27 protein-coding genes are annotated in these 23,576 nt (G+C 42.9%); 2 read left to right on the top strand and 25 right to left on the bottom strand.

Features of this window, described 5'->3' with window-relative positions; genetic code table 11:
- The 20 genes from QZZ35_RS02980 to pta form a co-directional block, all read right to left on the bottom strand.
- On the bottom strand, positions 1–707 hold a 707-nt coding region (locus QZZ35_RS02980; RefSeq protein ID WP_291236094.1), incomplete at its 3' end, for a ribonuclease HII.
- 108 nt (positions 708–815) lie between these two features.
- On the bottom strand, positions 816–1,400 hold the full coding sequence (lepB, locus tag QZZ35_RS02975; RefSeq protein WP_291233697.1) for a signal peptidase I: 585 nt from the start codon (positions 1,398–1,400) through the stop codon (positions 816–818).
- A gap of 5 nt (positions 1,401–1,405) precedes the next feature.
- Positions 1,406–2,251, bottom strand: coding sequence for a ribosome biogenesis GTPase YlqF (gene ylqF, locus QZZ35_RS02970; RefSeq protein WP_291236093.1), 846 nt, complete (start codon positions 2,249–2,251; stop codon positions 1,406–1,408).
- Between the two features lie 42 nt (positions 2,252–2,293).
- Positions 2,294–2,848, bottom strand: a complete 555-nt coding sequence (gene lepB / locus QZZ35_RS02965) for a signal peptidase I (RefSeq protein WP_291236092.1) — start codon at positions 2,846–2,848, stop codon at positions 2,294–2,296.
- Positions 2,849–2,930: 82 nt separating this feature from the next.
- Entirely contained in the window at positions 2,931–3,278 is a 348-nt protein-coding gene (gene rplS, locus QZZ35_RS02960; protein WP_291233694.1) for a 50S ribosomal protein L19, read from the bottom strand.
- Positions 3,279–3,381: 103 nt separating this feature from the next.
- Positions 3,382–4,122: a tRNA (guanosine(37)-N1)-methyltransferase TrmD gene (trmD, locus tag QZZ35_RS02955; RefSeq protein WP_291236091.1), complete on the bottom strand. Its 741-nt coding sequence runs from the start codon at positions 4,120–4,122 to the stop codon at positions 3,382–3,384.
- 14 nt (positions 4,123–4,136) lie between these two features.
- On the bottom strand, positions 4,137–4,658 hold the full coding sequence (gene rimM, locus QZZ35_RS02950) for a ribosome maturation factor RimM (RefSeq protein ID WP_291236095.1): 522 nt from the start codon (positions 4,656–4,658) through the stop codon (positions 4,137–4,139).
- A gap of 70 nt (positions 4,659–4,728) precedes the next feature.
- Positions 4,729–4,959 (bottom strand): KH domain-containing protein, encoded by a 231-nt coding sequence (locus QZZ35_RS02945; protein ID WP_291236090.1) that lies wholly within the window; start codon positions 4,957–4,959, stop codon positions 4,729–4,731.
- A 19-nt stretch (positions 4,960–4,978) separates the two neighbouring features.
- Positions 4,979–5,224, bottom strand: a complete 246-nt coding sequence (gene rpsP, locus QZZ35_RS02940; protein WP_291233690.1) for a 30S ribosomal protein S16 — start codon at positions 5,222–5,224, stop codon at positions 4,979–4,981.
- 61 nt (positions 5,225–5,285) lie between these two features.
- Complete coding sequence (gene ffh, locus QZZ35_RS02935; RefSeq protein ID WP_291236089.1) at positions 5,286–6,638, bottom strand: signal recognition particle protein; 1,353 nt, start codon at positions 6,636–6,638, stop codon at positions 5,286–5,288.
- Between the two features lie 18 nt (positions 6,639–6,656).
- Positions 6,657–7,016 carry a YlxM family DNA-binding protein gene (gene ylxM, locus QZZ35_RS02930; RefSeq protein ID WP_291233688.1) on the bottom strand — a complete coding sequence of 120 codons (360 nt, stop codon included), beginning with the start codon at positions 7,014–7,016 and terminating at the stop codon, positions 6,657–6,659.
- An 87-nt stretch (positions 7,017–7,103) separates the two neighbouring features.
- Entirely contained in the window at positions 7,104–8,321 is a 1,218-nt protein-coding gene (gene ilvA, locus QZZ35_RS02925; protein ID WP_291236088.1) for a threonine ammonia-lyase, read from the bottom strand.
- An 18-nt stretch (positions 8,322–8,339) separates the two neighbouring features.
- The gene (gene ftsY, locus QZZ35_RS02920) at positions 8,340–9,266 is read right to left on the bottom strand and encodes a signal recognition particle-docking protein FtsY (protein ID WP_291236087.1); all 927 of its coding nucleotides are present in this window, start codon (positions 9,264–9,266) and stop codon (positions 8,340–8,342) included.
- Between the two features lie 20 nt (positions 9,267–9,286).
- On the bottom strand, positions 9,287–12,856 hold the full coding sequence (gene smc / locus QZZ35_RS02915) for a chromosome segregation protein SMC (protein ID WP_291236086.1): 3,570 nt from the start codon (positions 12,854–12,856) through the stop codon (positions 9,287–9,289).
- Positions 12,847–13,572 carry a ribonuclease III gene (rnc, locus tag QZZ35_RS02910; RefSeq protein WP_291236085.1) on the bottom strand — a complete coding sequence of 242 codons (726 nt, stop codon included), beginning with the start codon at positions 13,570–13,572 and terminating at the stop codon, positions 12,847–12,849. The genes smc and rnc overlap by 10 nt, the downstream gene beginning before the upstream one ends.
- Positions 13,573–13,653: 81 nt before the next feature.
- Positions 13,654–13,878 carry an acyl carrier protein gene (gene acpP / locus QZZ35_RS02905; RefSeq protein WP_291233683.1) on the bottom strand — a complete coding sequence of 75 codons (225 nt, stop codon included), beginning with the start codon at positions 13,876–13,878 and terminating at the stop codon, positions 13,654–13,656.
- A 23-nt stretch (positions 13,879–13,901) separates the two neighbouring features.
- Positions 13,902–14,915 (bottom strand): phosphate acyltransferase PlsX, encoded by a 1,014-nt coding sequence (gene plsX, locus QZZ35_RS02900; protein ID WP_291233682.1) that lies wholly within the window; start codon positions 14,913–14,915, stop codon positions 13,902–13,904.
- 137 nt (positions 14,916–15,052) lie between these two features.
- The gene (gene rpmF, locus QZZ35_RS02895; protein WP_132093879.1) at positions 15,053–15,232 is read right to left on the bottom strand and encodes a 50S ribosomal protein L32; all 180 of its coding nucleotides are present in this window, start codon (positions 15,230–15,232) and stop codon (positions 15,053–15,055) included.
- Between the two features lie 3 nt (positions 15,233–15,235).
- Positions 15,236–15,754 (bottom strand): YceD family protein, encoded by a 519-nt coding sequence (locus tag QZZ35_RS02890; RefSeq protein ID WP_291236084.1) that lies wholly within the window; start codon positions 15,752–15,754, stop codon positions 15,236–15,238.
- A 160-nt stretch (positions 15,755–15,914) separates the two neighbouring features.
- On the bottom strand, positions 15,915–16,913 hold the full coding sequence (gene pta / locus QZZ35_RS02885) for a phosphate acetyltransferase (RefSeq protein WP_291236083.1): 999 nt from the start codon (positions 16,911–16,913) through the stop codon (positions 15,915–15,917).
- 237 nt (positions 16,914–17,150) lie between these two features.
- Between pta and QZZ35_RS02880 the strand changes: the two genes are divergently transcribed.
- On the top strand, positions 17,151–18,383 hold the full coding sequence (locus QZZ35_RS02880; RefSeq protein WP_291236082.1) for a tRNA(Met) cytidine acetate ligase: 1,233 nt from the start codon (positions 17,151–17,153) through the stop codon (positions 18,381–18,383).
- A 235-nt stretch (positions 18,384–18,618) separates the two neighbouring features.
- On the top strand, positions 18,619–19,278 hold the full coding sequence (locus QZZ35_RS02875) for a hypothetical protein (RefSeq protein ID WP_291236081.1): 660 nt from the start codon (positions 18,619–18,621) through the stop codon (positions 19,276–19,278).
- On the opposite strand, the gene QZZ35_RS02870 is transcribed toward QZZ35_RS02875, so the two are convergent.
- The 5 genes from QZZ35_RS02870 to recG all read right to left on the bottom strand — a co-directional run bounded on the left by QZZ35_RS02870 (position 19,275) and on the right by recG (position 23,565).
- The gene (locus tag QZZ35_RS02870; RefSeq protein WP_291233677.1) at positions 19,275–19,976 is read right to left on the bottom strand and encodes a hypothetical protein; all 702 of its coding nucleotides are present in this window, start codon (positions 19,974–19,976) and stop codon (positions 19,275–19,277) included. The two genes, QZZ35_RS02875 and QZZ35_RS02870, sit on opposite strands and share 4 nt — an antisense overlap.
- Positions 19,969–20,466, bottom strand: a complete 498-nt coding sequence (gene coaD, locus QZZ35_RS02865; RefSeq protein WP_291233676.1) for a pantetheine-phosphate adenylyltransferase — start codon at positions 20,464–20,466, stop codon at positions 19,969–19,971. Before coaD ends, QZZ35_RS02870 begins: the two co-directional genes overlap by 8 nt.
- A 19-nt stretch (positions 20,467–20,485) precedes the next feature.
- Entirely contained in the window at positions 20,486–21,040 is a 555-nt protein-coding gene (gene rsmD, locus QZZ35_RS02860) for a 16S rRNA (guanine(966)-N(2))-methyltransferase RsmD (RefSeq protein ID WP_291236080.1), read from the bottom strand.
- Positions 21,041–21,211: 171 nt separating this feature from the next.
- Positions 21,212–21,421 (bottom strand): alpha/beta-type small acid-soluble spore protein, encoded by a 210-nt coding sequence (locus QZZ35_RS02855; RefSeq protein ID WP_291236079.1) that lies wholly within the window; start codon positions 21,419–21,421, stop codon positions 21,212–21,214.
- A 95-nt stretch (positions 21,422–21,516) separates the two neighbouring features.
- The gene (gene recG, locus QZZ35_RS02850) at positions 21,517–23,565 is read right to left on the bottom strand and encodes an ATP-dependent DNA helicase RecG (protein ID WP_291236078.1); all 2,049 of its coding nucleotides are present in this window, start codon (positions 23,563–23,565) and stop codon (positions 21,517–21,519) included.
- Positions 23,566–23,576: the final 11 nt, after the last annotated feature.

Here is a 23,576-nt window from a genome sequence, read left to right as displayed (position 1 = left end):
ATCTTCTGTATCATTTCAATATGTTCTTTTGAACCATAGCCTTTGTGTTTTTCGAAACCGTACTCAGGGAACAGTTCGTGGTAAGCTTTCATCATCCGGTCCCTTGTCACCTTGGCGATCACACTGGCCGCCGCGATCGACAGACTTTTGGCATCTCCCTTAATGATCTTTTCCTGAGGGATCGTAAGTTCCGGTATGATCACCGCATCATTTAAAAGCACGTCGGGACGATAGGAAAGCGTTCCTACCGCCTCTCTCATGGCTTCGTAGGTTGCCTGCAAAATATTGATCTCATCGATTCTCTCCGGTGAAACAATGCCAACACCAACAGAAACAGCCTGCTCCATGATCACATCATAAAGCTCCTCCCTCTTTTTCTCACTCAGCTGTTTGGAATCATTCAGATAAGGAATCTTTAATCCCTTAGGCAATATAACCGCACCAGCCACGACTGGCCCCGCTAAAGGTCCCCGTCCCGCCTCATCGATTCCGCATATGTAATCACAGGTGTCATAGTATTTCTTTTCATATATGAGCATATTCTCAAGACGTTGCACCTCCGCGGCAGCCTTTTCCATCCGCTTTCTACAGGAAAGAATCATCTTCTGAACGCCCTGACGCTCATCATTTTCATATTTTTTGATAAATATCTCAAGTTCATTTTCTGAAAGAGCCTGATACTCTTTGCGAATACTGTCTATTGTCATTTTAATCTCCATCTGTCTGTTCATCGAACAAATTTTTAAACATTCCTGATCATAAGTATAAAGAAAAAAATTCTCCTGTCTTACAACAGGAGAATAACCCATCATCCTTTACTGATGCTTCAACAAGCATATCTTGTCCAGAGGCCACAACCGAACCCATGCACGTCCGATCAGATCTGAGCGTGAAACATTCCCGACGGAAGAAAAACGGCTGTCCTGACTGTTGTTTCGATTATCCCCAAGGACAAAATATTCATCCTCACCCAACAGGATCGGTTCGGACGCCAGACCGGCATCATTCATAACCGCAATGCCATAATTCTCCTGAAGTTCATATCCATTAATATAAACTTTACCGTTTTTAATCTGCACCGTCTCTCCGGGCATTCCGATAATACGTTTGATTAAAAGTTTTGATGTATTCTCTTTAAAAGGAAAAACAACAATATCAAAACGCTTTGGATCTCTAAAACGGTAGGTGATCTTATCTGTAATTAAATTATCACCATCCGACAGCGTCGTCTGCATCGAATCACCGATCACCACCGTGCGCTGACCGATAAACTTGACAACAAAAACCATAACAGCGACAACGATCAGAAAATACACGACCATGCCGATGATATCTTTGACTTTATCTGTTTCAATCTTTTCCGGTTTGGTTTTTTTATTTGAATATACCTTTCTGCTCATACCTTCTACTCCTGAGGAAATTCTAGTGTCAGTCGTCCCAGTTTGCCGGATCGGAAGTCGTCAATAAGCATCCGTGATGCCTTGCTGTAATCCAGTGCATTCCCTTTCTGACGGCAGTTCCGGCTTTCGGCGATCTGCTCCAATATAGTTATTGTATCACAGTTTTCATCAATTGCATATCTCTCAGATAAAATCCCCGGATAGAATTGTTTTAAAAATTCGATGAGCTTCACTGAAAGTTCATCAATATTTAATATATCATCTTTAATGGAACCGATCAGTGCGAGACGCTCTCCAACGACCTGATCGTCAAATTTCGGCCAGAGGATTCCCGGTGTATCCAAAAGTTCCACATTCTTATTCAAACGGATCCACTGTTTTCCCTTTGTGACTCCCGGCTTGTTACCTGTCTTTGCGCAGGCCTTTCCCGCATAAGTATTGATGAATGTGGATTTTCCAACATTCGGTATTCCGACGATCATAGCACGTACCGGCCGGTTGATAATGCCTCTTTTACGGTCTCTTTCTATTTTTTCTTTACAGGCTTCCTGAATAATGGCAGTGATCGCCTTCATCTGGCCGCCTTTTCGTGAATCCAGCTTGTATACATAATAATTTTGTTTTTTAAACCAGTTTTCCCACTCTGCTGTACGTGACGGATCTGCCAGATCATATTTATTCAGTAAGATCATTCGTGATTTCTGTCCGGCCAGAGTATCGATATCCGGATTTTTACTTGATAAAGGGATTCGGGCATCGACAAGTTCAATAACAATATCAATAAGTTTAATATCCTCCTGCATCATTCTTCGGGCTTTTGTCATATGCCCCGGGTACCACTGTATATTCATCTTTCCCACCTTCTTTTTGCATTCAATAAACCATACGATTTTCTACTTTACTCTTCCAATGATCTGTTTTTTATTGATGATCCCGATATTCGAAGACCGGCTGTCATAACGTGAATTATTATAATTATCACACATCATAAAGTACTCATCATCATCCAGAAAAATCTCATCACGGCCGATCCCCGCGTCCTGTATACTTTCTTCATTAAAAGGATACTCTGTCCGTTCGCCGTCTATGTAAATTTTTCCGTTTTTAATCTGAACCTTCTCTCCGGGAAGACCTACAATACGCATAACATAATAGACATTGGACTTCGTCTCACCAATCTGGACAGCCACCGTATCCATTCGGTTCGGTGAAGTAAATTTATACACGACCTGATTGATTTTTACAACTTCATCTTCCTCAAATGCAGGAACCATGGCGTCATTGGAAACAACCGTTTTCATGCAAAATCCCTGAACATACATGATGGCCAGGGCAACAACAAGGATCCAGCCGATGATAAACATGCCCACATTCATCGCCCGCGTACCGATCTTAAGTTTTTTATACTTCCCTTTCAACCGTTTCCATTTGCGCTTTACCTGTTTCATGACTTCCTCCTTAAGGAATTCCATTATTTTTCATAGAAAAATGGGACAACTACCTAAGTACTTGTCCCAAGATCACACCGAATTATTTAACTAATTCTTTAACTTTAGCTTTCTTACCTACTCTGTCTCTTAAGTAGAATAATTTTGCTCTTCTGACTTTACCTCTGCGGATAACTTCAATCTTTTCTACGATTGGAGAATGTAATGGCCATGTTTTTTCAACGCCAACACCGTTGGAATTCTTTCTTACTGTGAATGTTTCACGTGTGCTTCCGTTCTGACGTTTGATAACAGTTCCTTCAAAAACCTGGATTCTTTCACGGTTTCCTTCTTTTACCTTTGCAGATACACGTACTGTATCACCAACATGGAACTCAGGTACTTCTGCTTTTAACTGAGCAGCTTCAATATTCTTAATAATATCGTTCATCACTGTGAACCTCCTTGAATTTATACTTCGACGTTCTTAATACTTTTATCTGTAACAGAGGACCATCTTTTTTTCATACCAAAATAATATATCACAAATTAATCTATAAATCAATATTTTTCTTTAGTTTTTCAAGAGTTTTTTTATCCTCTTTACTCAGCTGTGCCGCCTCGAGCAGCTCCGGTCTTCGAAGAAGTGTGCGCTTAAGCGATTGTTCCCGCCGCCATTTCGCTATATTGCCGTGGTGTCCGGATAAAAGGACATCCGGAACTTTTTTGTCAAGGAAAGTGACCGGACGGGTATACTGAGGATATTCGAGAAGACCATCCTGAAAAGACTCATACTCGGCAGAATCATCATTGTTCAGCACACCGGGAATCAAACGGGAAATAGAATCGATCATCACCATCGCCGGAAGCTCACCGCCGGTCAGTACATAATCACCGATGGATAATTCATCGGTCACGATCTCCTCCAGGACTCTCTCATCAATTCCCTCGTAATGACCGCAGAGAAAAACAAGTTCTTCTTCTTTTGACAGTTCTTCAGCAATTGCCTGGCTGAAAACCTTCCCCTGTGGTGTCATATAGATAACACGAGGTTTATGTTTCATATCCTTTATCAGATCCTGATAACAGTCATAGACAGGTCCCGGCTGCATTACCATTCCGGCTCCGCCCCCATAGGGATAATCGTCCACGTGCTTATGTTTATCCTTTGAGTAATCGCGAATATTTACAATATTCAGATCAAATATATGATTTTCAATTGCTCTGCCCGTAATACTTGTGCCAAGCCCGTTGGCGATCATATCCGGGAAAAGCGTCATTACATGAAAACGCATGTTTATCTTTAACCTCACTTACGATTCAGATCTAAAAGTCCCGGCAGCAGATGGACAATAACTTTTCCGGTCTCAGGATGAATTTCAGGTACGCACTGTTCAATATACGGAATAAGAACTTCCTCACCATCCTCTGTACGGACAACAAACACATCATTGGCCCCTGTCTGGAGCACATCAGACAAGATTCCGATATCCATCCCCTCGTCACTGATGACATGAAGGCCGATCAGATCCACAATAAAAAATTCATTTTTCTGAAGTTTTACCGCATGATCCCGATGAACCAAAAGATCTTTTCCTTTAAACCGCTCCACATCATTCATCTGATCCATCGATTTAAATTTCAAAATCGGTGTCTGTTTAAAAAACTTACAGCTTTCGACAACGACTGGAATTCTTTCTCTGCCAGTATCAATTACACATTCTTTTAATTTTTTAAAACGGCGGATATCGTCCGTGGTGGAAAAAATTTTCACTTCACCACGTACACCGTGTGTATTGGAAATCACACCGACACGTAAATATTCTTCCATGGTATTTCCTTTCTTTGACATTCTGAAAAGACCTCAGTCCGTAACGGATTGAGGTCTTCTATATGTTGAACTACTGAAGAATTTCAACAATTACTTTTTTGTCATCCTTTGATGCGGCAGATTTTACAACGGTACGAATCGCTCTGGCAATTCTTCCCTGCTTGCCAATGACTTTACCCATATCCTCCGGATCTACTTTAAGTTCCAGAACAACGGATTTCGGGTGCACAGTTTCTGTAACAATAACACCTTCCGGATGGTCAACAAGAGCCTTAGCGATAACTTCAACTAATTCTTTCATCCTGCACCTCCATCAGAAATTATTTTGTAATTCCTGCGCTTTTGAATAATTTGCCTACAACATCTGTTGGCTGAGCACCGTTAGATAACCATTTCTGTGCTAATTCAGCATTAATCTTAACTTCGCTTGGTTCCACGTTTGGATTGTATGTTCCGATTTCTTCAATGAAACGACCGTCTCTTGGAGAACGGGAATCAGCTACGATAATTCTATAAAAAGGAGCCTTTTTCTGACCCATTCTTCTTAAACGAATTTTTACTGCCATTTTTTTCACCTCCTGAGCAAACATTAATAACTATATAAAAAGGAATATCTCTTCCTGATTATCAAAAACCAAATGGTAAACGGAATCTACCCCGTTTGCCGCCTTTTCCGGAAAGCTGTCCCGAAAACTGCTTCATCATCTTCTTCATCTGATCGAACTGTTTTACCAGTGCGTTCACTTCATTAATGGAAACGCCTGCACCTGCGGCAATACGTTTTTTCCGGCTCATATTCATCAGATCCGGATTGGCACGTTCCTCCGGCGTCATCGACAGAATGATTGACTCTGTCCGCTTCATCTGTGCCTCGCTTCCGCTCAGATCCACATTCTTCAGCTGATTGCCCATACCCGGGATCATAGAGATCAGATCCTGAATATTGCCCATGTTCTTTACCTGGTTCATATTCTCAAGGAAATCTTCATAGGTAAACTCAGCTTTCTTGAACTTCCGGCTCATCTCCCTGGCTTTGTCCGAATCGATCTGTGCTTCCGCCTTCTCGATCAGTGTGAGTACATCGCCCATACCGAGAATTCGTGAAGCCATTCTGTCCGGATAAAACTGTTCCAGATCGGAAAGCTTTTCGCCCATACCGACATAAAGAATCGGTTTACCGATAACGGAACGTATCGACAGAGCGGCACCTCCTCGGGTATCACCATCCATCTTCGTCAGGATAACTCCGTCAAGACCGACTTTCTCATCGAAGGACTTCGCCACATTCACCGCATCCTGACCGGTCATGGCATCCACCACAAGAATGGTCTCATCAATTTCCACAGCAGCTTTAATATTCTGAAGCTCAACCATCATATCCTCATCTACGTGAAGACGTCCGGCTGTATCAAGAATAACCACATTAAAATTATTCTTCGCCGCATGCTCCAGAGAAGCCTTCGCTATATCTACCGGATTCTGATGATCACCCATGGAAAAAACAGGAACATCCTGCTTCTCTCCGTTGACCTGAAGCTGTTTGATCGCTGCCGGACGGTAAACGTCGCAGGCAACAAGGAGAGGATTGCGTCCTTTCTGCTTCATCTTGCCGGCAATCTTGGCACATGTGGTTGTTTTACCTGCACCCTGAAGACCTGCCATAAGGATAACAGTAATCTCATTGGACGGTTTTAAGGCGATCTCTGTCGTCTCGCTGCCCATCAGAGCAACCATCTCTTCATTAACGATCTTTATGACCATCTGTCCCGGAGTCAGACTGTTCATCACATCCTGACCGATCGCCCGCTCCTGTACGGATTTGATAAACTGTTTAACAACTTTAAAATTGACGTCCGCTTCAAGCAGAGCCATCTTAACTTCTTTTAAAGCGGCTTTCACATCGGCCTCTGTCAAACGCCCTTTATTCCTCAGATTTTTAAAGACGTTCTGCAATTTCTCAGATAAACTTTCAAATGCCATGGAAAACCTCCCTTCCGGCTACATCTCTTCCAATATCTTATTTGAAATGTTTTCAATCTGCCGTAAATAGTCGGTAACTTTCGCTGAATCGCCATCTGCTTTTAGCATATCACTGGCCAGATGATGAATCTGGGCCACCTGTTCTTTGGCCATTAAAAATTTCTGAACCAAATGAAGTTTTTCTTCATAACCATTCAGAAGTTTGTCACAACGCTTTATTATATCATATACACCCTGACGGCTGATATTCCGATCTTCCCCGATCTCACTGAGGGAGTAATCGTTCAGAACAAAATCCTCATAGATAGATTTCTGATGTTCTGTCAGTAATTCGCCATAAAAATCATAAAGCAATGCCTGCTTCAACATCTTATCCATAAAAAGCACCACCTGTAAAGTATTTTTACTTTACAGGTGGTATTCTACCCTATCTTTACCGCTATGTCAACAGCTTTTTTAAAAAAATTAATAAATCTGCTTCGGAACTTTTAATAATGGCCGGTATCCCCGTTTTTCCAATTCGTTCAAAATGCGTTCTTTATGCTCTGTTCCAAAGGCTTCCATTGTAATACGCAGTTCAACCACATTGCTCCGATTGACACTGACAAACTGATTGTGCTCCAGTTTAATAACATTTCCCTGCAGTTCGGCGAGAATTCCAGCAACTGTATGGAGTTCACCCGGTTTATCCGGAAGAAGAACAGAAACTGTAAAAATACGGTCTCTCTGAATGAGACCATTCTGTACAACGGAAGCAATGGTGATAACATCCATATTGCCGCCGCTTAAGATGGATACGACTTTTTTGCCGCGAATATCTAACTGTTTTAAAGCAGCAACCGTCAGAAGCCCGGAATTTTCTACAATCATCTTATGGTTTTCCATCATATCAAGAAATGCCGCGATCAGGTCATCATCTTCCACTGTAATGATATCATCCACATTTTTCTGGATATAAGGGAAGACAATATCTCCCGGTGTTTTTACAGCTGTACCGTCGGCAATCGTTGTAACCTTCGGTAAAGTGACCACATGACCGGCTTTTAATGAAGCCTTCATGCAGGCTGCTCCCGCCGGCTCCACACCGATGACTTTAATCTTCGGATTGAGCATCTTTGCCAGGGTCGAAACACCGCAGCAAAGTCCGCCGCCGCCAATAGGAACAAGAATATAGTCCACTGTCGGAAGTTCTTTGATGATTTCCATGGCAATGGTTCCCTGTCCGGTGGCTACTGTCTCATCATTGAAAGGATGAATAAAGGTATATCCTTTTTCCTCTGCAAGGGAAAGGGCATAGGCACAGGCATCATCATAAACGTCACCGTGCAGGATAACTTCCGCACCATAGCCCTTTGTACGATTCACTTTGATCAGAGGTGTTGTTGTCGGCATGACAATGACAGCCTTTGCTCCCATCAGTTTTGCCGCATAGGCTACACCCTGGGCATGGTTGCCGGCAGAAGCAGAAATGATTCCCCGCTCTCTCTCCTCATCTGTCAGTGTGCTGATCTTATAATAAGCACCGCGAAGTTTATAAGCTCCTGTAAACTGCATATTTTCCGGTTTAAAATACACTTTGGCACCTGTCTGTTCCGAAAAATAATCACTGTAAACCAGCTTGGTCTCGAGTAATACCCGGTTCAACCGTTCGGAGGCTTCTTCAAATTTGTCTAATGTTAACATGGTCATTTCTCCTTTTTCTTATTGTTGAAACAGTGCATCTACGAAAGAGTCGCTGTCAAATTTCTGTAAGTCTTCAATCTTTTCGCCAATACCGATATATTTTACCGGAACGCCAAGTTCTGCCTGTATGGCAATGGCAATACCGCCTTTAGCCGTTCCGTCTAATTTGGTCAGAATAATTCCTGTGATATCTGCAGCTTCTTTGAACTGTTTGGCCTGAACAAGGGCATTCTGTCCGGTCGTACCATCAAGGACGATCATCGTCTCCCGGTAAGCCTCCGGATATTCTCTGTCGATGATCCGGTTGATCTTTTTCAATTCTTCCATCAGATTCTTCTTATTATGAAGACGTCCTGCCGTATCACAAATAAGCATATCCACGTTTCGGGCTTTCGCAGCAGCTAAAGCGTCGAACACAACGGAGGCCGGATCTGACCCTTCCTGACCGGCGATAATGTCCACACCGGCCCGACGGGACCATTCTGTAAGCTGTTCAATGGCGCCTGCACGGAAGGTATCCGCAGCCGCAAGAAGTACTTTCTTTCCACTGTTTTTATACTGTCCCGCAAGTTTTCCGACAGATGTTGTCTTTCCGACACCATTGACACCGATCACAAGCATGACGGTCTTTTTGTTTTCAAAGGCATAGGCATCTTCATCCACCGCCATCTGATCCTTAATGGAACGAATCAGATATTCCCTGCACTGAGCAGGTTCCTTTAAATGATTCTCCTTGACTTTAACTTTCAAATCTTCAATGATCTTCTCTGTCGTATGAATACCAATGTCCGCCATAACGAGCACTTCTTCCAGCTCTTCATAAAAATCATCATCAATCGATGAAAATCCGCTGAAAATATCATCAAATACAGAGGCAATACTGTCACGGGTCTTTGTCAGTCCGGCTACAAGACGGCTGAAAAAGCCTTTTTTCTCTTCTGCCATAGATTTTCTCCTTCTCTACATCATTTAATCAAATCATTTTCTATTAAATTTACCGACACAAGGGCCGATACACCTTTCTCCTGCATCGTCACGCCATAAAGGGCATCCGCTGCATTCATCGTTCCCCGTCGATGTGTAATAATAATAAACTGGGTATCTTCCGTCAGATGATTTAAATAACGGGCATACCGTTTGACATTCGCATCATCCAGAGCAGCTTCAATCTCATCAAGAAGGCAAAAAGGCGAAGGTTTCAGACTCTGGATCGCAAAAAGAAGGGCGATCGCCGTCAATGCCTTTTCCCCACCGGACAACTGCATCATGTTTTGCAGCTTCTTTCCCGGAGGCTGGGCCACAATGCCTATTCCCGCTTCAAGGATATCTTCATCCTCCATAAGCTCCAGTGTTCCTTTACCGCCTCCAAAAAGTTCTGAAAATACCCTCTGGAAATTTTTCTGTATTTTTACAAAATTCTCGCCAAACTGAACCCGCATTGCCTGATCAAGATCGATAATAATGCCTGCAAGTTTCGCTTCTGCCTCCACCAGATCATCATGCTGCGTTTTCAGGAGGGCATACCGCTCAGAAACTTCTTTGTATTCTTCAATAGCATTCACATTAATATTTCCAAGATCTTTGATGCTTTTTTTAAGTTCGGCAATTCTTCTTCTGAGTTCTTCCTGAGAAATCACTTCTTCCGTAAAAATCCGCTCTTCCAGTGCTTTATTAAATGTGAGTTCATATTCCTCCCACATATAATTGCTGAGCTTATTGCGGTCTTCTTCGCATTTTTCGGCTAAATGTCCCAATCGGAATAATTCCTTGTCCAAAAGACCTGCACGGTCTGAAAGGCTTTCCCTCAGTTCTAAATACTTCTTTTGATCCGCCAGCATCTTCTGCCGGTTGGATGACAGTTCCTCAAGCATTTTTTTAAGATCACCATCACCATATTCGGATGGATCCAAAAGCCGGGCACGCATGTGTTCCGCTTCATTTTTCTTATCCGAGATCATGCGCCCATTCTCTTCAAGCTGGGATTCAAGCTGAAGCATCTCCTTTTGAAGTTCTTCAATCTCCTCCATGATTCTTGTCAGATTTTCTTTAAGAAAATCCTGTTTCTGCAGATAACCTGTGAAACGGATGTTCAGATCCGAGGCTTTATCAGAAAATTCCTGCTGTTTTAAGATTTCCTCCTCCAGCCTCTCATTCAAACGGCCAATCTGTGCCTCTGTCTCCATCCTCAGTTTTTCATCCGATTCTTTTTCTTCCAGAAGAACTTTTTTAAGTTCATGAACTTCTTGCGTCTGACGTTTTAATTCAGCGGATTCGGCTGAGAGTTCCTGATAGATCGTCTCCTGAGAAGACTCGGAAGTTTTCAGTTGTTTGATATGCACAGAAAGTGTATTCGCCCGAAGCCCCATTTCCTGAAGATCCTGCTGGATCAGACTGATTTTCCGTTTGTTTTCACGTTTTTCATCATGGGCCTGATCCGTTTTTAAATTGAGCTGTTCAAGCTCTTCTTTGAGCTGTTTCATACGCTGAGCCATCTCATCCATCTCTCTGTGACGTCCTAAAAGATTACTCGTATTTTTAAATGTACCGCCGGAAATTGAACCGCCCGGATTCAAAGACTCTCCTTCCAGGGTTACAATTCGAAGCGTATACCTGTATTTCTTTGCCAGTTTCAGTCCGTTATCCATAGAATCTGTAACAACGACCCGACCAAGAAGATACTCACCCAGCCGGTCAAATTCGGGTGCATGACGGACAAGCTCACTCGCTATGCCGATCACACCTTTTTCTTTAAGAATCTTCTCCTTTTCAGGAAGACTTTTCGGCACAATGCTTGTCAGAGGCAGGAAAGTTGCCCGTCCGAATCGATTTGTCTTTAAATACTCGATCATCTGCTTTGCCGTCTTTTCATCTTTTGTGACCACATTTTGTATACTGCCGCCGAGGGCTGTCTCGATGGCTGTCTCATACACTTTGTCTACTTTAATAATGTCTGCCACGACACCGATAATGCCCGGATATCGGCTTTTTTGTTCCATAATCCGCCGGATACTGTTTCCGTAGCCTTCGTAGCGTTCTGTAATTCCCTGAAGTGTCTGAAATCTGGAACTGAGCCGGTGATAATCCTGTTCCTTTTCATTTAAAAGCTGATGGCAGCTGTCGATCACCTTCTGGATCTCCTGCCCACGGGACTGACAGGATCCGAGGGTGCTATCCAGATTCTGCCTTTCCAGATCGAGTTCCTTTTCTTCCTTGAGATAGGCCTCAAGCTTGTTTCCTCTGCTGGCTGCTTCACTCTCCATCGTCAGCAGACGCTGATTAAGTTCAGATTTACGTATCTGAATCTGTTCAAGCATGGTGTCATATCGCTGGAGTTTTGCTTTTAATCCGCCCATCCGGTTCAGTATCTCAATAACATCGCCGTTTTTATCTTCGATCTGCTGACGAATGGATTCAATTCGCTCATTCACCTGTGACAGTTCTTTCTGGGCATGCTCCTTCGCATCACTGAGAGCATCCATCGTTTTATCCAGTTGCGCAAGCTCTTCCTTCCAGCCATCTTTCTGGCTGTGCTTATTTTGAACATTTTCAGAAATCTGAGCCCTGCGTTCCCGATAATGATTTCCCGTCGCCTCTTCACTTCGCACCTGCTCTTCAAGAAGACGTATATCACTTTCTGTTTTTTCCCGATTGAGCTGGATCTGGGAAATGCGGTTCTTAACACTGTCCAGCTGCTCATTGCAGTTTTCAAGTTCGTTTTCCAGAGCATCATAATCTGCCCGCGCCTGTTCCAGTGAAGCTTTTGTCTCAGACAGATCATTCGTACTGATTTCTATCTTCTGCCTGTATTCCGATGACAAAGACTTTAATCGGGTATATTCGTCCAGATATAACAGAATATCGTAACTTTTAAGCATCTCACGGAGCTTTAAAAAGGCTTTGGCTTTTTCAGACTGTTTCTCAAGCGGACCGACCTGCTTCTCAAGTTCCAGAAGGATATCGTTGACACGGCAAAGATTCTGTCTTTCAATCTCCAGATTTTTCTCCGCCAGTGCCTTTCTTTTTTTGTATTTAACAATACCCGCCGCTTCATCAAAAAGCTCTCTTCGCTCCTCCGGTTTACCGCTTAAGATCTTGTCGATCTGTCCCTGACCGATAATGGAATAACCTTCTTTTCCGATACCTGTATCAAAAAACAGTTCCTGCACATCACGAAGACGACTCGTGTGACCATTGATCAGATATTCGCTCTCACCGGAACGATAGACTCTTCGCGCCACTGTCAATTCATCATAATCCATAGGAAGCTTATGGTCTGAATTATCAATCGTGAGTGCCACATATGCGAGACCTAAAGGTTTTCGGTTTTCGGTACCAGAAAAAATAACGTCTTCCATCTTGCTTCCGCGAAGCTGTCTGGCACTTTGCTCGCCCAATACCCATCGCACCGCATCCGCCACATTACTCTTTCCGCTGCCGTTAGGTCCCACAATACCTGTGATGCCCTTATTAAACTTTAAAACAGTCTTGTTCGCAAAAGATTTAAATCCCTGCAATTCAATACTTTTTAAATACATATGTCTTCATCCTTGCCTTTAAAAATGCCTTTTGAACGCAATGCCAGCAAAGACTCATACGCTGCATTCTGTCCTGCCGCCTGTTTTGTACGTCCGCTTCCCTTTCCGAGGATCCGATCCCCCAGCCGGATCTGCATGATAAAGGTGCGATTATGCTCCGGACCGCTCACACCGACCAGTTCATATACCGGTGTCTCCTTTGACCAGCTCTGAATATTTTCCTGCAGGATCGTTTTGCAGTCATGGAAAAGGCGAGAATTTTCCATATCATTCAGTACAAAACACATAATAAAATTCCTTGCCGGATCCAGACCGCCATCCAGATAAATACTGCCGATGACCGCTTCCAGCGCATCCGACAAAATCGAATCCCGTTCCCGGCCTCCGGTCATATCCTCACCTTTGCCAAGATAGAGAAAATCTCCCAATCCCATCTTCCGCGCACAGTAAGCAAGTGCAGGTTCACATACAAGACTTGCCCGCGTCTTACTCAGTGTTCCCTCCAGCTTTTCCGGATAGGTGTGAAACAGTACATCACTCGACACCAGTTCAAGAACCGCATCCCCGAGAAATTCCAGACGTTCATTATTTTCAAATTTCTTCATTTTATGCTCGTTCGCGTAGGAACTGTGCGTCAGAGCTCTGACAAGAAGTGTTTCATCTTTATATCTATAATTTATCTTACTCTGAAAACTTTTTATATTTTTAGACTTCATCCTGTCCTTCTTTCTCTCTTTTACCATTGAAAAAAGGGTCATTCTGCGTCGAAGACCCCTTTTTACATATTAAGAATTCATTTAAAACTGTTTAATAGCTTCCAGTGCATCTCCGACAGTTTTGATATTTTCCGCTGCATCGTCCATAATCTTAATATCAAGTTCATCTTCAATGGCCATGACAATTTCTGCAACATCTAAAGAATCACATCCCAGATCTTCAACAAAATATGAATCTGCCGAGATATCATCACTGTCAATCCCCATGATGTCTCCAATAATCTCTTTTAATCTTTCTAATTCCATAACTTAACATCCTTTCAAATGAATTATTGATCTGACTGATTTAATGCTTCCTCTATCCGTACATTGATATTCTGTTTCTTAAATGATATGCATTGAAGAATTGAATTTTGGATTTCATAAGCATTAGAACTGCCGTGGGATTTCACAACGAGTCCCTTAAGTCCGAGTAATGGGGCACCACCATACTCTGTTGCATCAAATTCCTTCATCATTGTTTTCACAGCAGGCTTTACGAGCAGGCCGCCTACCTTCCCGCGAAAAGATGCGTTTAATGATGCTTTAAGTTTATGAACAAGCGTCATAGCAACGCCTTCATACAATTTTAAAATAACATTACCTACAAATGCCTCACAAACGATGACATCTGCTTCTCCGGCCGGTATATTCCTGGCCTCTATGCTTCCGATAAAATTGATGGACGAACACTCCCGAAGCAGTGGATAAGCTTCTTTTACAAGCTGATTCCCCTTCTCCTCTTCCGTTCCGATATTAACGATAGCCACTTTTGGATTCTCGATACCCATGATATGCCGCATATACAATGTACCGATCTTTGCGAACTGAAGTAAATGGGCTGCCCTGGCATCCACATTCGCCCCACAGTCGATCAACATCGAAAATCCCTTTTCAGTAGGAATAAGCGGTGCAAGAGGAGGACGATGAACACCTTTTATTCTTCCTACAATAAGCTGTCCGCCCGCAAGAACCGCACCTGTGGATCCGGCAGATACCATCGCATCCGCCTCACCCTGCTTGACCAGACGCTGACAGCGAACAAGGGACGAATCCTTCTTATTACGAATAGCCTGGACCGGCGGTTCATTATTATCAATGACTTCTGTCGCACCAACAACTTCAATACGTTCCTGATCGTAAGTGTATTTCGCCAATTCCTTCCGGATCTTTTCTTCATCACCGACCATCAGTACCTTGATCTCCTTGCTGGCATTGACAGCATCCACGCCGCCCTTAACTGTTTCCACAGGTGCATAATCGCCGCCCATGGCATCCAGTGCTACAGTTACTAATTCTTCCATATGTTAGCCTCCAATTAGGTTTCCTGTAATCAACTATAAATATACTAGATAATAATCATTAAATCAACCCTTTTTATTTTATAAAAAGAAAAAACAAGGCAGAAAAAATTCTGCCTTGTCTGAATTCATTCATTAACTTACTGAACTTCAACGATTGATTTTTTATCGTAGTATCCACAAGCTTTGCATACTCTATGCGGCATCATAAGTTCGCCACAATGACTGCATTTTACTAAAGCTGGAGCACTCATCTTCCAGTTAGCTCTACGGCTGTCTCTTCTAGCTTTGGATGATTTATTCTTTGGACAAATGGACATGGATTACACCTCCTTAAAATTCTTAAAAATATCCTGAATGGCAGCCATGCGAGGGTCTAATGAAGCCCTGTCACAACCACACTCTCCATCGTTTAAATCCTTTCCGCACTTAAAACATATACCTTTACAATTATCCTTGCATAATGTCTTCATTGGAAAACGGATTAGAATTTCATGATTGACCAGAGCGTCCGTATTAATACTGCTGTCTTCCACATAGCTGTCATCTGACATATCTTCCTGACGTTCAGCGGACAGATCCACATCTTCATCAACATCAATATGAAAAGGAACAGCAACTTCCTTCAGACATCGATCACATGGCACAGCCAGTGTACATTCCCAATGTCCTTCCAGATGAACTTTGCGGTTACCAATATTCGATACAGTCAAGATCAGTTCACTCTTCTCACGGAACGGAAAGCAATCTCCATTCAACTCATAAACTTGCATATCTACTGGAACTTTAAAAGTTTCCGTTTTTAATGGTGTAGAAATAAACTCTGAAATATTAATAAACATAGACGTCTCCTAACTCCATACCTCACTAATTATACATAGGCAATAATCGTTTGTCAATAACTATTTTCATCTATTGTAAAGTATTTTTACTTTACATTGCAAAGAGACACAGGTCATCGAATCCCTGTGTCTCTGAAAATACAATATGTAGTTCAACGGATTATTTTGCCATCTGAGCCTGAACAGCTGTGATTGCAACTACACCAACGATATCATCAGCGGAGCAGCCACGGGAAAGGTCATTAACAGGACCGGCAAGACCCTGTGTGATTGGTCCGTAAGCTTCTGCTTTTGCAAGTCTCTGAACAAGTTTGTAACCGATATTACCTGCATCAAGGTCAGGGAAGATAAGTACGTTAGCATGTCCGGCAATTTCATTACCCGGAGCTTTCTGCTGTCCAACTTCTGGAACGATAGCAGCGTCAAGCTGTAATTCACCATCAACTAAAAGATCTGGATAGAATTCATGAGCAAATTCAACACCTCTTCTAACCTTATCTACATCCGGATGGCTTGCACTACCCATTGTGGAGTGGGAAAGCATAGCTGTGATTGGTTTCTTTCCAACAAGTGTTTCAAATGTCTTTGCAGAATCATGAGCGATATGAGCAAGTTCTTCAGATGTTGGGTTCTGGTTCAGACCGGCATCAGAGAAGATGAACACACCGTCAGCACCGAATTCGCAGTTAGGTACATCAAGTACGAAGAATGCGGAAACAAGTTTGCTGTCTGGAGCTGTCTTTAAGATCTGAAGAGAAGGACGAAGTAAGTTAGCTGTAGGTGTTGTACATCCACCAACCATACCGTCAGCAAGACCCATCTTAACCATCATACATCCAAAGAATAAGAAGTTGGATGTAAGAATACGTCTTGCATCGTTTAATGTCATACCTTTTCTCTTACGTAATTCATAGAACTGTACGATAAAATCATCAAGTTTTCCATATGTTTCCGGGTTAACGATCTCAACGCCTGTAAGATCATAGCCAGCAGCAGATTTTGCAATATCTTCCGGATCACCGATCAAAATAACTTTTGCCAGTTTTTCTTTTTCAATTTTGCTTGCTGCTTCGATAACACGCATATCATAAGACTCAGGAAGAACGATTGTCTTCATGTCTTCTTTTGCACGTGCTTTAATTCCATCAATAAATCCCATGATGATTATCCCCTTTCATATATATCAATATTTATTTTTGATCATTTTTATTATATACCACTTAATTATTCAAAACAAGTAATTTTCTCCGTTATTATGGCAAAATAATGTATTTTTTTTTGAGCATTTTACTACACTATTCTATCAGGTCCAAAAATTTTTTGGCCACTTTACACGACTCTATGGTATGATAATACCAAAGTCAAACGTTTTTTTAACGAATTTCAGGAGGTCTTTATGAAAATCGGTGCAGTTATTGCAGAATATAATCCATTTCACAACGGTCATCAGTATCAGCTTGAAACTTTCCGACGCCAGTCCGGTCTTGATTATATCATCGTATGTATGAGCGGCAATTTTACACAGCGGGGAGAACCCGCATGGATGCCGAAGCACCTGCGCGCCCGAATGGCTCTCCTTGGCGGTGCGGATCTTGTCATTGAACTCCCTGTGTATTTTGCCACCGGAAGCGCTTCGATCTTCGCCGAAGGCGGCATCGCCCATCTGGACGCTCTGGGATGTGTGGAGGAATTATGTTTCGGATGCGAGACAGACCGGCCTCTTGAAGAACATATGAAACTTCTTCACAGTGCCGCGGATCTTTTCGTCAGTGAACCGGATGAATTTAAACAGCTTCTCTCTCTTGGATTAAAACAGGGACTTTCCTTTCCGGCCGCCCGTTCCCGTGCACTGGAAAATCTTCTCGATACCTGTAACATTTTAAACCAGCCAAACAATATTCTTGCATTGGAATACATGACGGTACTGAAAAAAACAGGTTCCGGCATCCGCCCTTTTGCCATAAAACGCCTTGGGCAGGGCTATCACAGCACAGAGGATAGCGATACCTTCGCCTCTGCCACGGCTCTCAGGCAAAAGATGACCCTCTCCGGTCTCTCCGGAGATATTCCCGGTATTTCTTCTGAAAGCCTTCATATTATACAGGAAAATTACGGCACGTGTCTTCCTGCCCAGCTTTCTGATTTTTCCTCCATATTTGCTGCCCTTTTCATGAAAAACCAGGAACACCTGACAGATTACACAGATATAAATGAGGACATCGCCAATCTCATGAAAAAATCCTTTGACCGTTATACAAATCTTCCCGACTTTCTTCTCAGTGTCAAAAACAAGGCTTTTACCTACAGCAGACTTTGCCGCTGTGCCGCTCATCTGATGACCGATCAGCAGCGTCTGCTCCTTGATCGTTCAAGAAAGGATGGATGTGCCTTTTATGCCCGGATACTTGGATTTCGAAAAGAAGCTGCACCCCTTTTGAACCAGATCAAACAGTCGTCAAAAATCCCTATGATCGGCAAAATGTCTTCCTGCTTTGATCTTTTAGAGGGCATCGGCCTCGAAATGATGCGGGCGGACCTTCTGGCTTCAGATATTTACCGGACGGCTCTTCAGATCAAATTCGGTCATCCTCTGAAAAATGATTTCCGTCAGCCCATCGTTATAATTTAAAACGCATCGGCATAAACTATTTAAAAAAGGCAAAACCATGTTTTTTTATCTGCCTGTATTTATTTTGTTTCTTATGTTCCCCGCAATCACAGCAAAAGGGATGGAGGATGGTCTGGATCTTCTCATACACCAGATCATTCCCTCTCTCTATCCCTTCATTTTTCTTACGACCTTCATGAAATACCATGCCTCCCGTATGACTCACAGCAATTTTTTCTTATTTTTTCTCGGATGTTTGTCCGGATACCCGCTCGGAGCAAAAGTGATTGCAGATCATCATGATGCCGTCGGTCCCCTTCCGCCCCAGTCGCTTCTTCTTATATGTAATAATCCAAGTCCTGCCTATATGATCAGTTTTGTCGGTCTTCACTGTCTGGGCGATCCGTCACTTGGCCTCAAAATGTACCTGTCGCTTTTATTCGGAAACGGAGTCGTCGCTTTTTTACTTCTTCCTATATTAAAAGAGCCTTTTGCCGTCAAAAAAAGTCCTCCGCTTCACACATGCAGTCTGCCTTTTCCGCCCTTCGAAAAACTCATGGCAGAAGTGTTTTCCGTCCTGCTCAATTTATCCGGATATACCCTTTTATTCTCTGTTCTATCTGCCTTTATCAAAGCACTCCCCTTTCTTCCAACCTTTTTTGCCGGTATACTGGCCGGTTTTCTTGAAATGACAACAGGTGTCGAAAACATTGCCGCTTCGCCTGTTTCCCTTCAAACAAAAGTCATTCTCATTACCGGAATCATCTCTTTTGGAGGCCTCTCCGTTATCGGACAGACACAAAATATGATTCAAAACACGCCTCTGTCCATAAAAAAATACATGGCAGATAAGATCGCAGCTTCTGCTGTGTCCATGACCGCCATGTACTGTCTGTTTCTATTCAATTTACATTAATCGATGTCATCATAATCGAAATCATCGTCATCTTCGATTGCATCATCATCGTCTTCATAACTTTCGGTATCATCATCTTCGTCAACGCCAAAGTCAAAATCATCATCATCGATCTTATTGCCGGAGAAAATCGGCGGATTCTCAGACACAACCGGCTCATTAAGCTGGCTGGCAAGAGCTTCCTGATTCTCTTTAAGGATATCCATACTGGAAGAAAGACCGGAGATAAGGCCTTCTGTATGTTCGCGGGACACAGCCAGCGCGTCACTCACAATATTCTCAAGATTATCTACCAGTTCCTTTGTATACTGGAGTGCATTCAGACGAATCTCTTCCGCATTGGCATTCGCTTCATTGATCGTTGCTTCTGCCTGTGCATTCGCCGCATTGAGCACTTCCTCTGCACGCTCATAGGCTTTGAGCATGATCTGATGTTCTTCAACAAGCTGATTCGTATATGCTGTTGTCTCCTCTAACATGCGTTCAGCCTGTGCCTGTGCGTCATTAATAATCTTATCTTTATTTGCAATGATCTTCTGATATCTCTTAATCTCATCCGGAGTTTTTAATCTCAGCTCTGTAAGAAGCTCTAATAACTCGTCTTTAGGAACGATGATCTTCGACTGAGAAAAAGGCTGTGTCTTACAGCTCTCAACAAACTCTTCAATTTCATCAATTAACTGTTCGATTCTACTCATTCTGATTCTCCTTTATGGTATATTTTGACCTGACTTTTTCAATAATACATGGTGGAGCAAACCGTTCCAGAGCTCCGCCATATCTGGCAATCTCTTTTAAAATTGTAGAACTCAGATAGGAATATTCCTCACTTGTCACAAGGAACATCGTATCCACTTTAGGATTCACAATTCGATTCGTCTGTGCCATCTGGAGTTCGTATTCGAAATCCGTAATTGCACGAAGTCCACGTACGATAATATGAGCATCCATTGCATCAGCGAAGTCAATGGTAAGCCCCTCAAAAGAAGTCACTGTCACATTCGGTATGTCTTTCGTGACTTCTTTTAACATTCTAACACGTTCTTCTACAGAAAACAATGGACTTTTTGCACTGTTTTTAAGTACTGCCACGATTAATTCATCTACCATATTGGATGCTCTTCCAATGACATCCAGATGTCCGTAAGTTACCGGATCAAAGCTTCCGGTATAAATTGCTCTTTTCATTTTTGTATCCTCGGTTATATTATTTTATTCTAAGGAAAATGTGTTTATTGGTCTTGTAGATTTTCTCCCTGAGCACTGTATACCCATAGCTCTCTGCATAGGAAAAATCTGTCGATAAGCTTGCTTCCACAACGATCAGTGTTTCTTTATGTATAACAGACGAAGACAAAAGCCGCTCAAGCACCTTCTTTTCATGGAAACAGTCATACGGCGGATCCATGAATACAATATCAAAACATTTCCCTTCACTTTCCAGCTGCTGTATCGCCGCATAAACGTCCTTCTGCATGATAACAGCATCTTCTGAAAGTTTTGTACACTTCAGATTGTCACGTATACATTCAACAGCCGCCGAATTATTCTCAACAAAAACAGCCATCTCACATCCTCTGCTTAATGCTTCGATGCCGATGGCTCCGCTTCCGCTGAACAAATCCAAAAAACGCGCACTGTACAATTCTGGTTGAAGTATATTGAAAAGCGTCTCTTTTATCCGATCTGTTGTTGGTCTGGTTCCCATACCCGGAGCCGTTTTTAATTGTATTCGCCGGGCCTTGCCAGCAATAACACGCATAAATATCCACCCTTCTTACTTAACTGTTTTTTATTTTAGTATGTTTCTACAATTTGTCAAGAGAATCCCTTCGTTTTTTGTAATTTTTTAAATTTTTTCTTCCATAAGCAGGGGAAAGCGACCCTCTCAGGGGCCGCTTCTCTGTGTCTTCTTTTAAGAAAAACATCCCTCTTACTGGCGATCTGCCATTTCTTCTTCCTGTCTCCGGATCATCTGGCGAACCATCTCGCCGCCGACAGAACCGTTCTCACGGGAAGTAAGATCACCGTTATAGCCTTTTTTCAAAGGAACACCAAGTTCATTGGCGACCTCAAACTTAAATCGGTCAAGTGCATCCATTGCCTGTGGTACTTCAGGAGTATTTGAACTTCTTCTGCTCATAGCCAATTCCTCCGTTTCAAATTTCAGTCCTTTTGTTCCCTTTTGTAGCTACACTCCTATTATGTGCTTACATCCGGAAAATACACTGGAATTTTTTACAGAATAACATCTTTTGATGCCATTTTCATATAACGGTTCATGCGGCGCATAAGATTTTCCGGAATATTTTTTTCATATTTTTTTGCACAGTCTCCGGCCAGTTTAAGAAGATCACTGTCTTCATAAAGATCTCCGATCTGAAAGTCCATCAGACCGCTCTGACGAAAACCAAACATATCGCCGGGACCTCGAAGTTTTAAATCCTCACCGGCAATAAAAAAGCCATCATTGGATTTTACAAGAATTTCCAATCGTTCTTTTGCCGTACTGTTCTTTCCCGACTGGACAAAAATACAATAAGACTGGGCATCGCCGCGTCCTACGCGTCCTCTGAGCTGATGAAGCTGGGCCAGGCCGAACCTTTCCGCATTTTCCACCATCATGACCGTCGCATTCGGCACATTAATGCCGACTTCAATGACCGTTGTGGAGACAAGCACCTGAATGTCCCGGCGGTGAAAGCGCTCCATCACCTCTTCTTTTTCATTTGCAGACATCTTCCCGTGAAGATAATCAACAGAGATTGACGAAGGCAGAACTTTTTTAATTTTTTCTGTATAATCCAGTACGTTCTCCAGATCCATAAATTCGCTCTCTTCCACCATCGGACAGATCACATAGACCTGATGCCCCATCATGACCTGCTTTTCGATAAAGCGATAGGCGGCCGGCCTGTAATCCGGATCCACAACGCAGTTTTTTATCGGCTTTCTTTTTGCAGGAAGCTCATCAATAACGGAAATATCCAGATCTCCATACAATATGATGGCCAAAGTCCTTGGAATGGGCGTCGCACTCATTACGAGCACATGTGGGCAGTCTCCTTTATCCAGAAGCCATTCTCGCTGATGTACCCCGAACCGGTGCTGTTCATCGGTAATGACCATACCGAGACGGGCAAAATGTACTTTCTCCTGAATCACCGCATGGGTTCCGATCAAAATATCAATCTCATGGTTTTCGATCGCTTCATACATCTGCTTTTTCTCACGCTGTTTCATAGATCCGGTTAAAAGTCCGCAGCGTATACGAATGCCGCTGACTTCATAAAACTTTTCAAAATCTTTCACAAAATTATCGTAATGCTGCCTTGCCAGAACCTCCGTCGGTGCCATAAGACACCCCTGATCTCCGGCTTCAGCCGCCATAATAAGTGCCAGCTGGGCAATAACGGTTTTTCCCGATCCCACATCCCCCTGAAGCAGCCGGTTCATCACATGTTCTCCGGAAAAATCCTTTTTAATCTCCTCCCATGCACGAAGCTGAGCACCTGTCAAGGCATATCCGAGATGCTCTTTAAAAATATCCACCCATTTTGAAGACCTGGCCGGATGGGTATTAAAAGACCGCTCTCTTGTCATTTTCATCTGACGTATACCGAGAGCAAATAAAAAGAATTCGTCAAAGCCAAGTCGTCTTCGGGCTGTTTTCAAACTTTGCTGGTCTTTCGGATAATGAATATGGTGCAGTGCATAATTATATTCCGCAAGATGGAGTTCCTCCCGAAGTTCCTCCGGAAGATAATCTTCAAAAAGCACTTCCGAATCAAGAACCTGACGAATCAGTTTTGCCAGAAGTTTCTGGGTAACGCCTTCTGTCAGAGAATACACCGGCTGTATGCCATTTTGAAGTTTTTTATAACTTTCCGGCTCGAAAATTTCCGGCTGTTCCATGATCCACTGACCTTTTTTCTCTTTGACCGTTCCGTAAAATATATAGGTTCTCCCGATTCCGATCTGTTTGCGCAGGTAAGGCATACGATACCATAAAAGCTGAAGTTTACGATCACCTTCCGCGAGAAGCCCGGCTGTTTTTTCTACCCGTCCTCCCGGAATACGGGCCAGTCCCCGGTGAAGCCATCCGATGACCGCCTGTCGTTTTCCGGGAACAACCGCCTCCAGCTCTACAGGCGGCTGATAGGTCTGATAGGTTCTCGGATAATATTCGAGAAGATCTTCAACCGTATAAATTCCAAGTTTATTCAGATTTTTTTCGACCTTATCGCCGACGCCTTTCAGACATCGGACAGAATCTGTCATCTGCATAATCTACCCCC

The sequence above is a fragment of the Frisingicoccus sp. genome (assembly GCA_016298055.1).
Classification (GTDB): Bacteria; Bacillota; Clostridia; order Lachnospirales; family Lachnospiraceae; genus Frisingicoccus.
The sequence above is the reverse complement of the archived record's forward strand: the minus strand, read 5'-3'. Positions and strand labels throughout refer to the sequence as shown.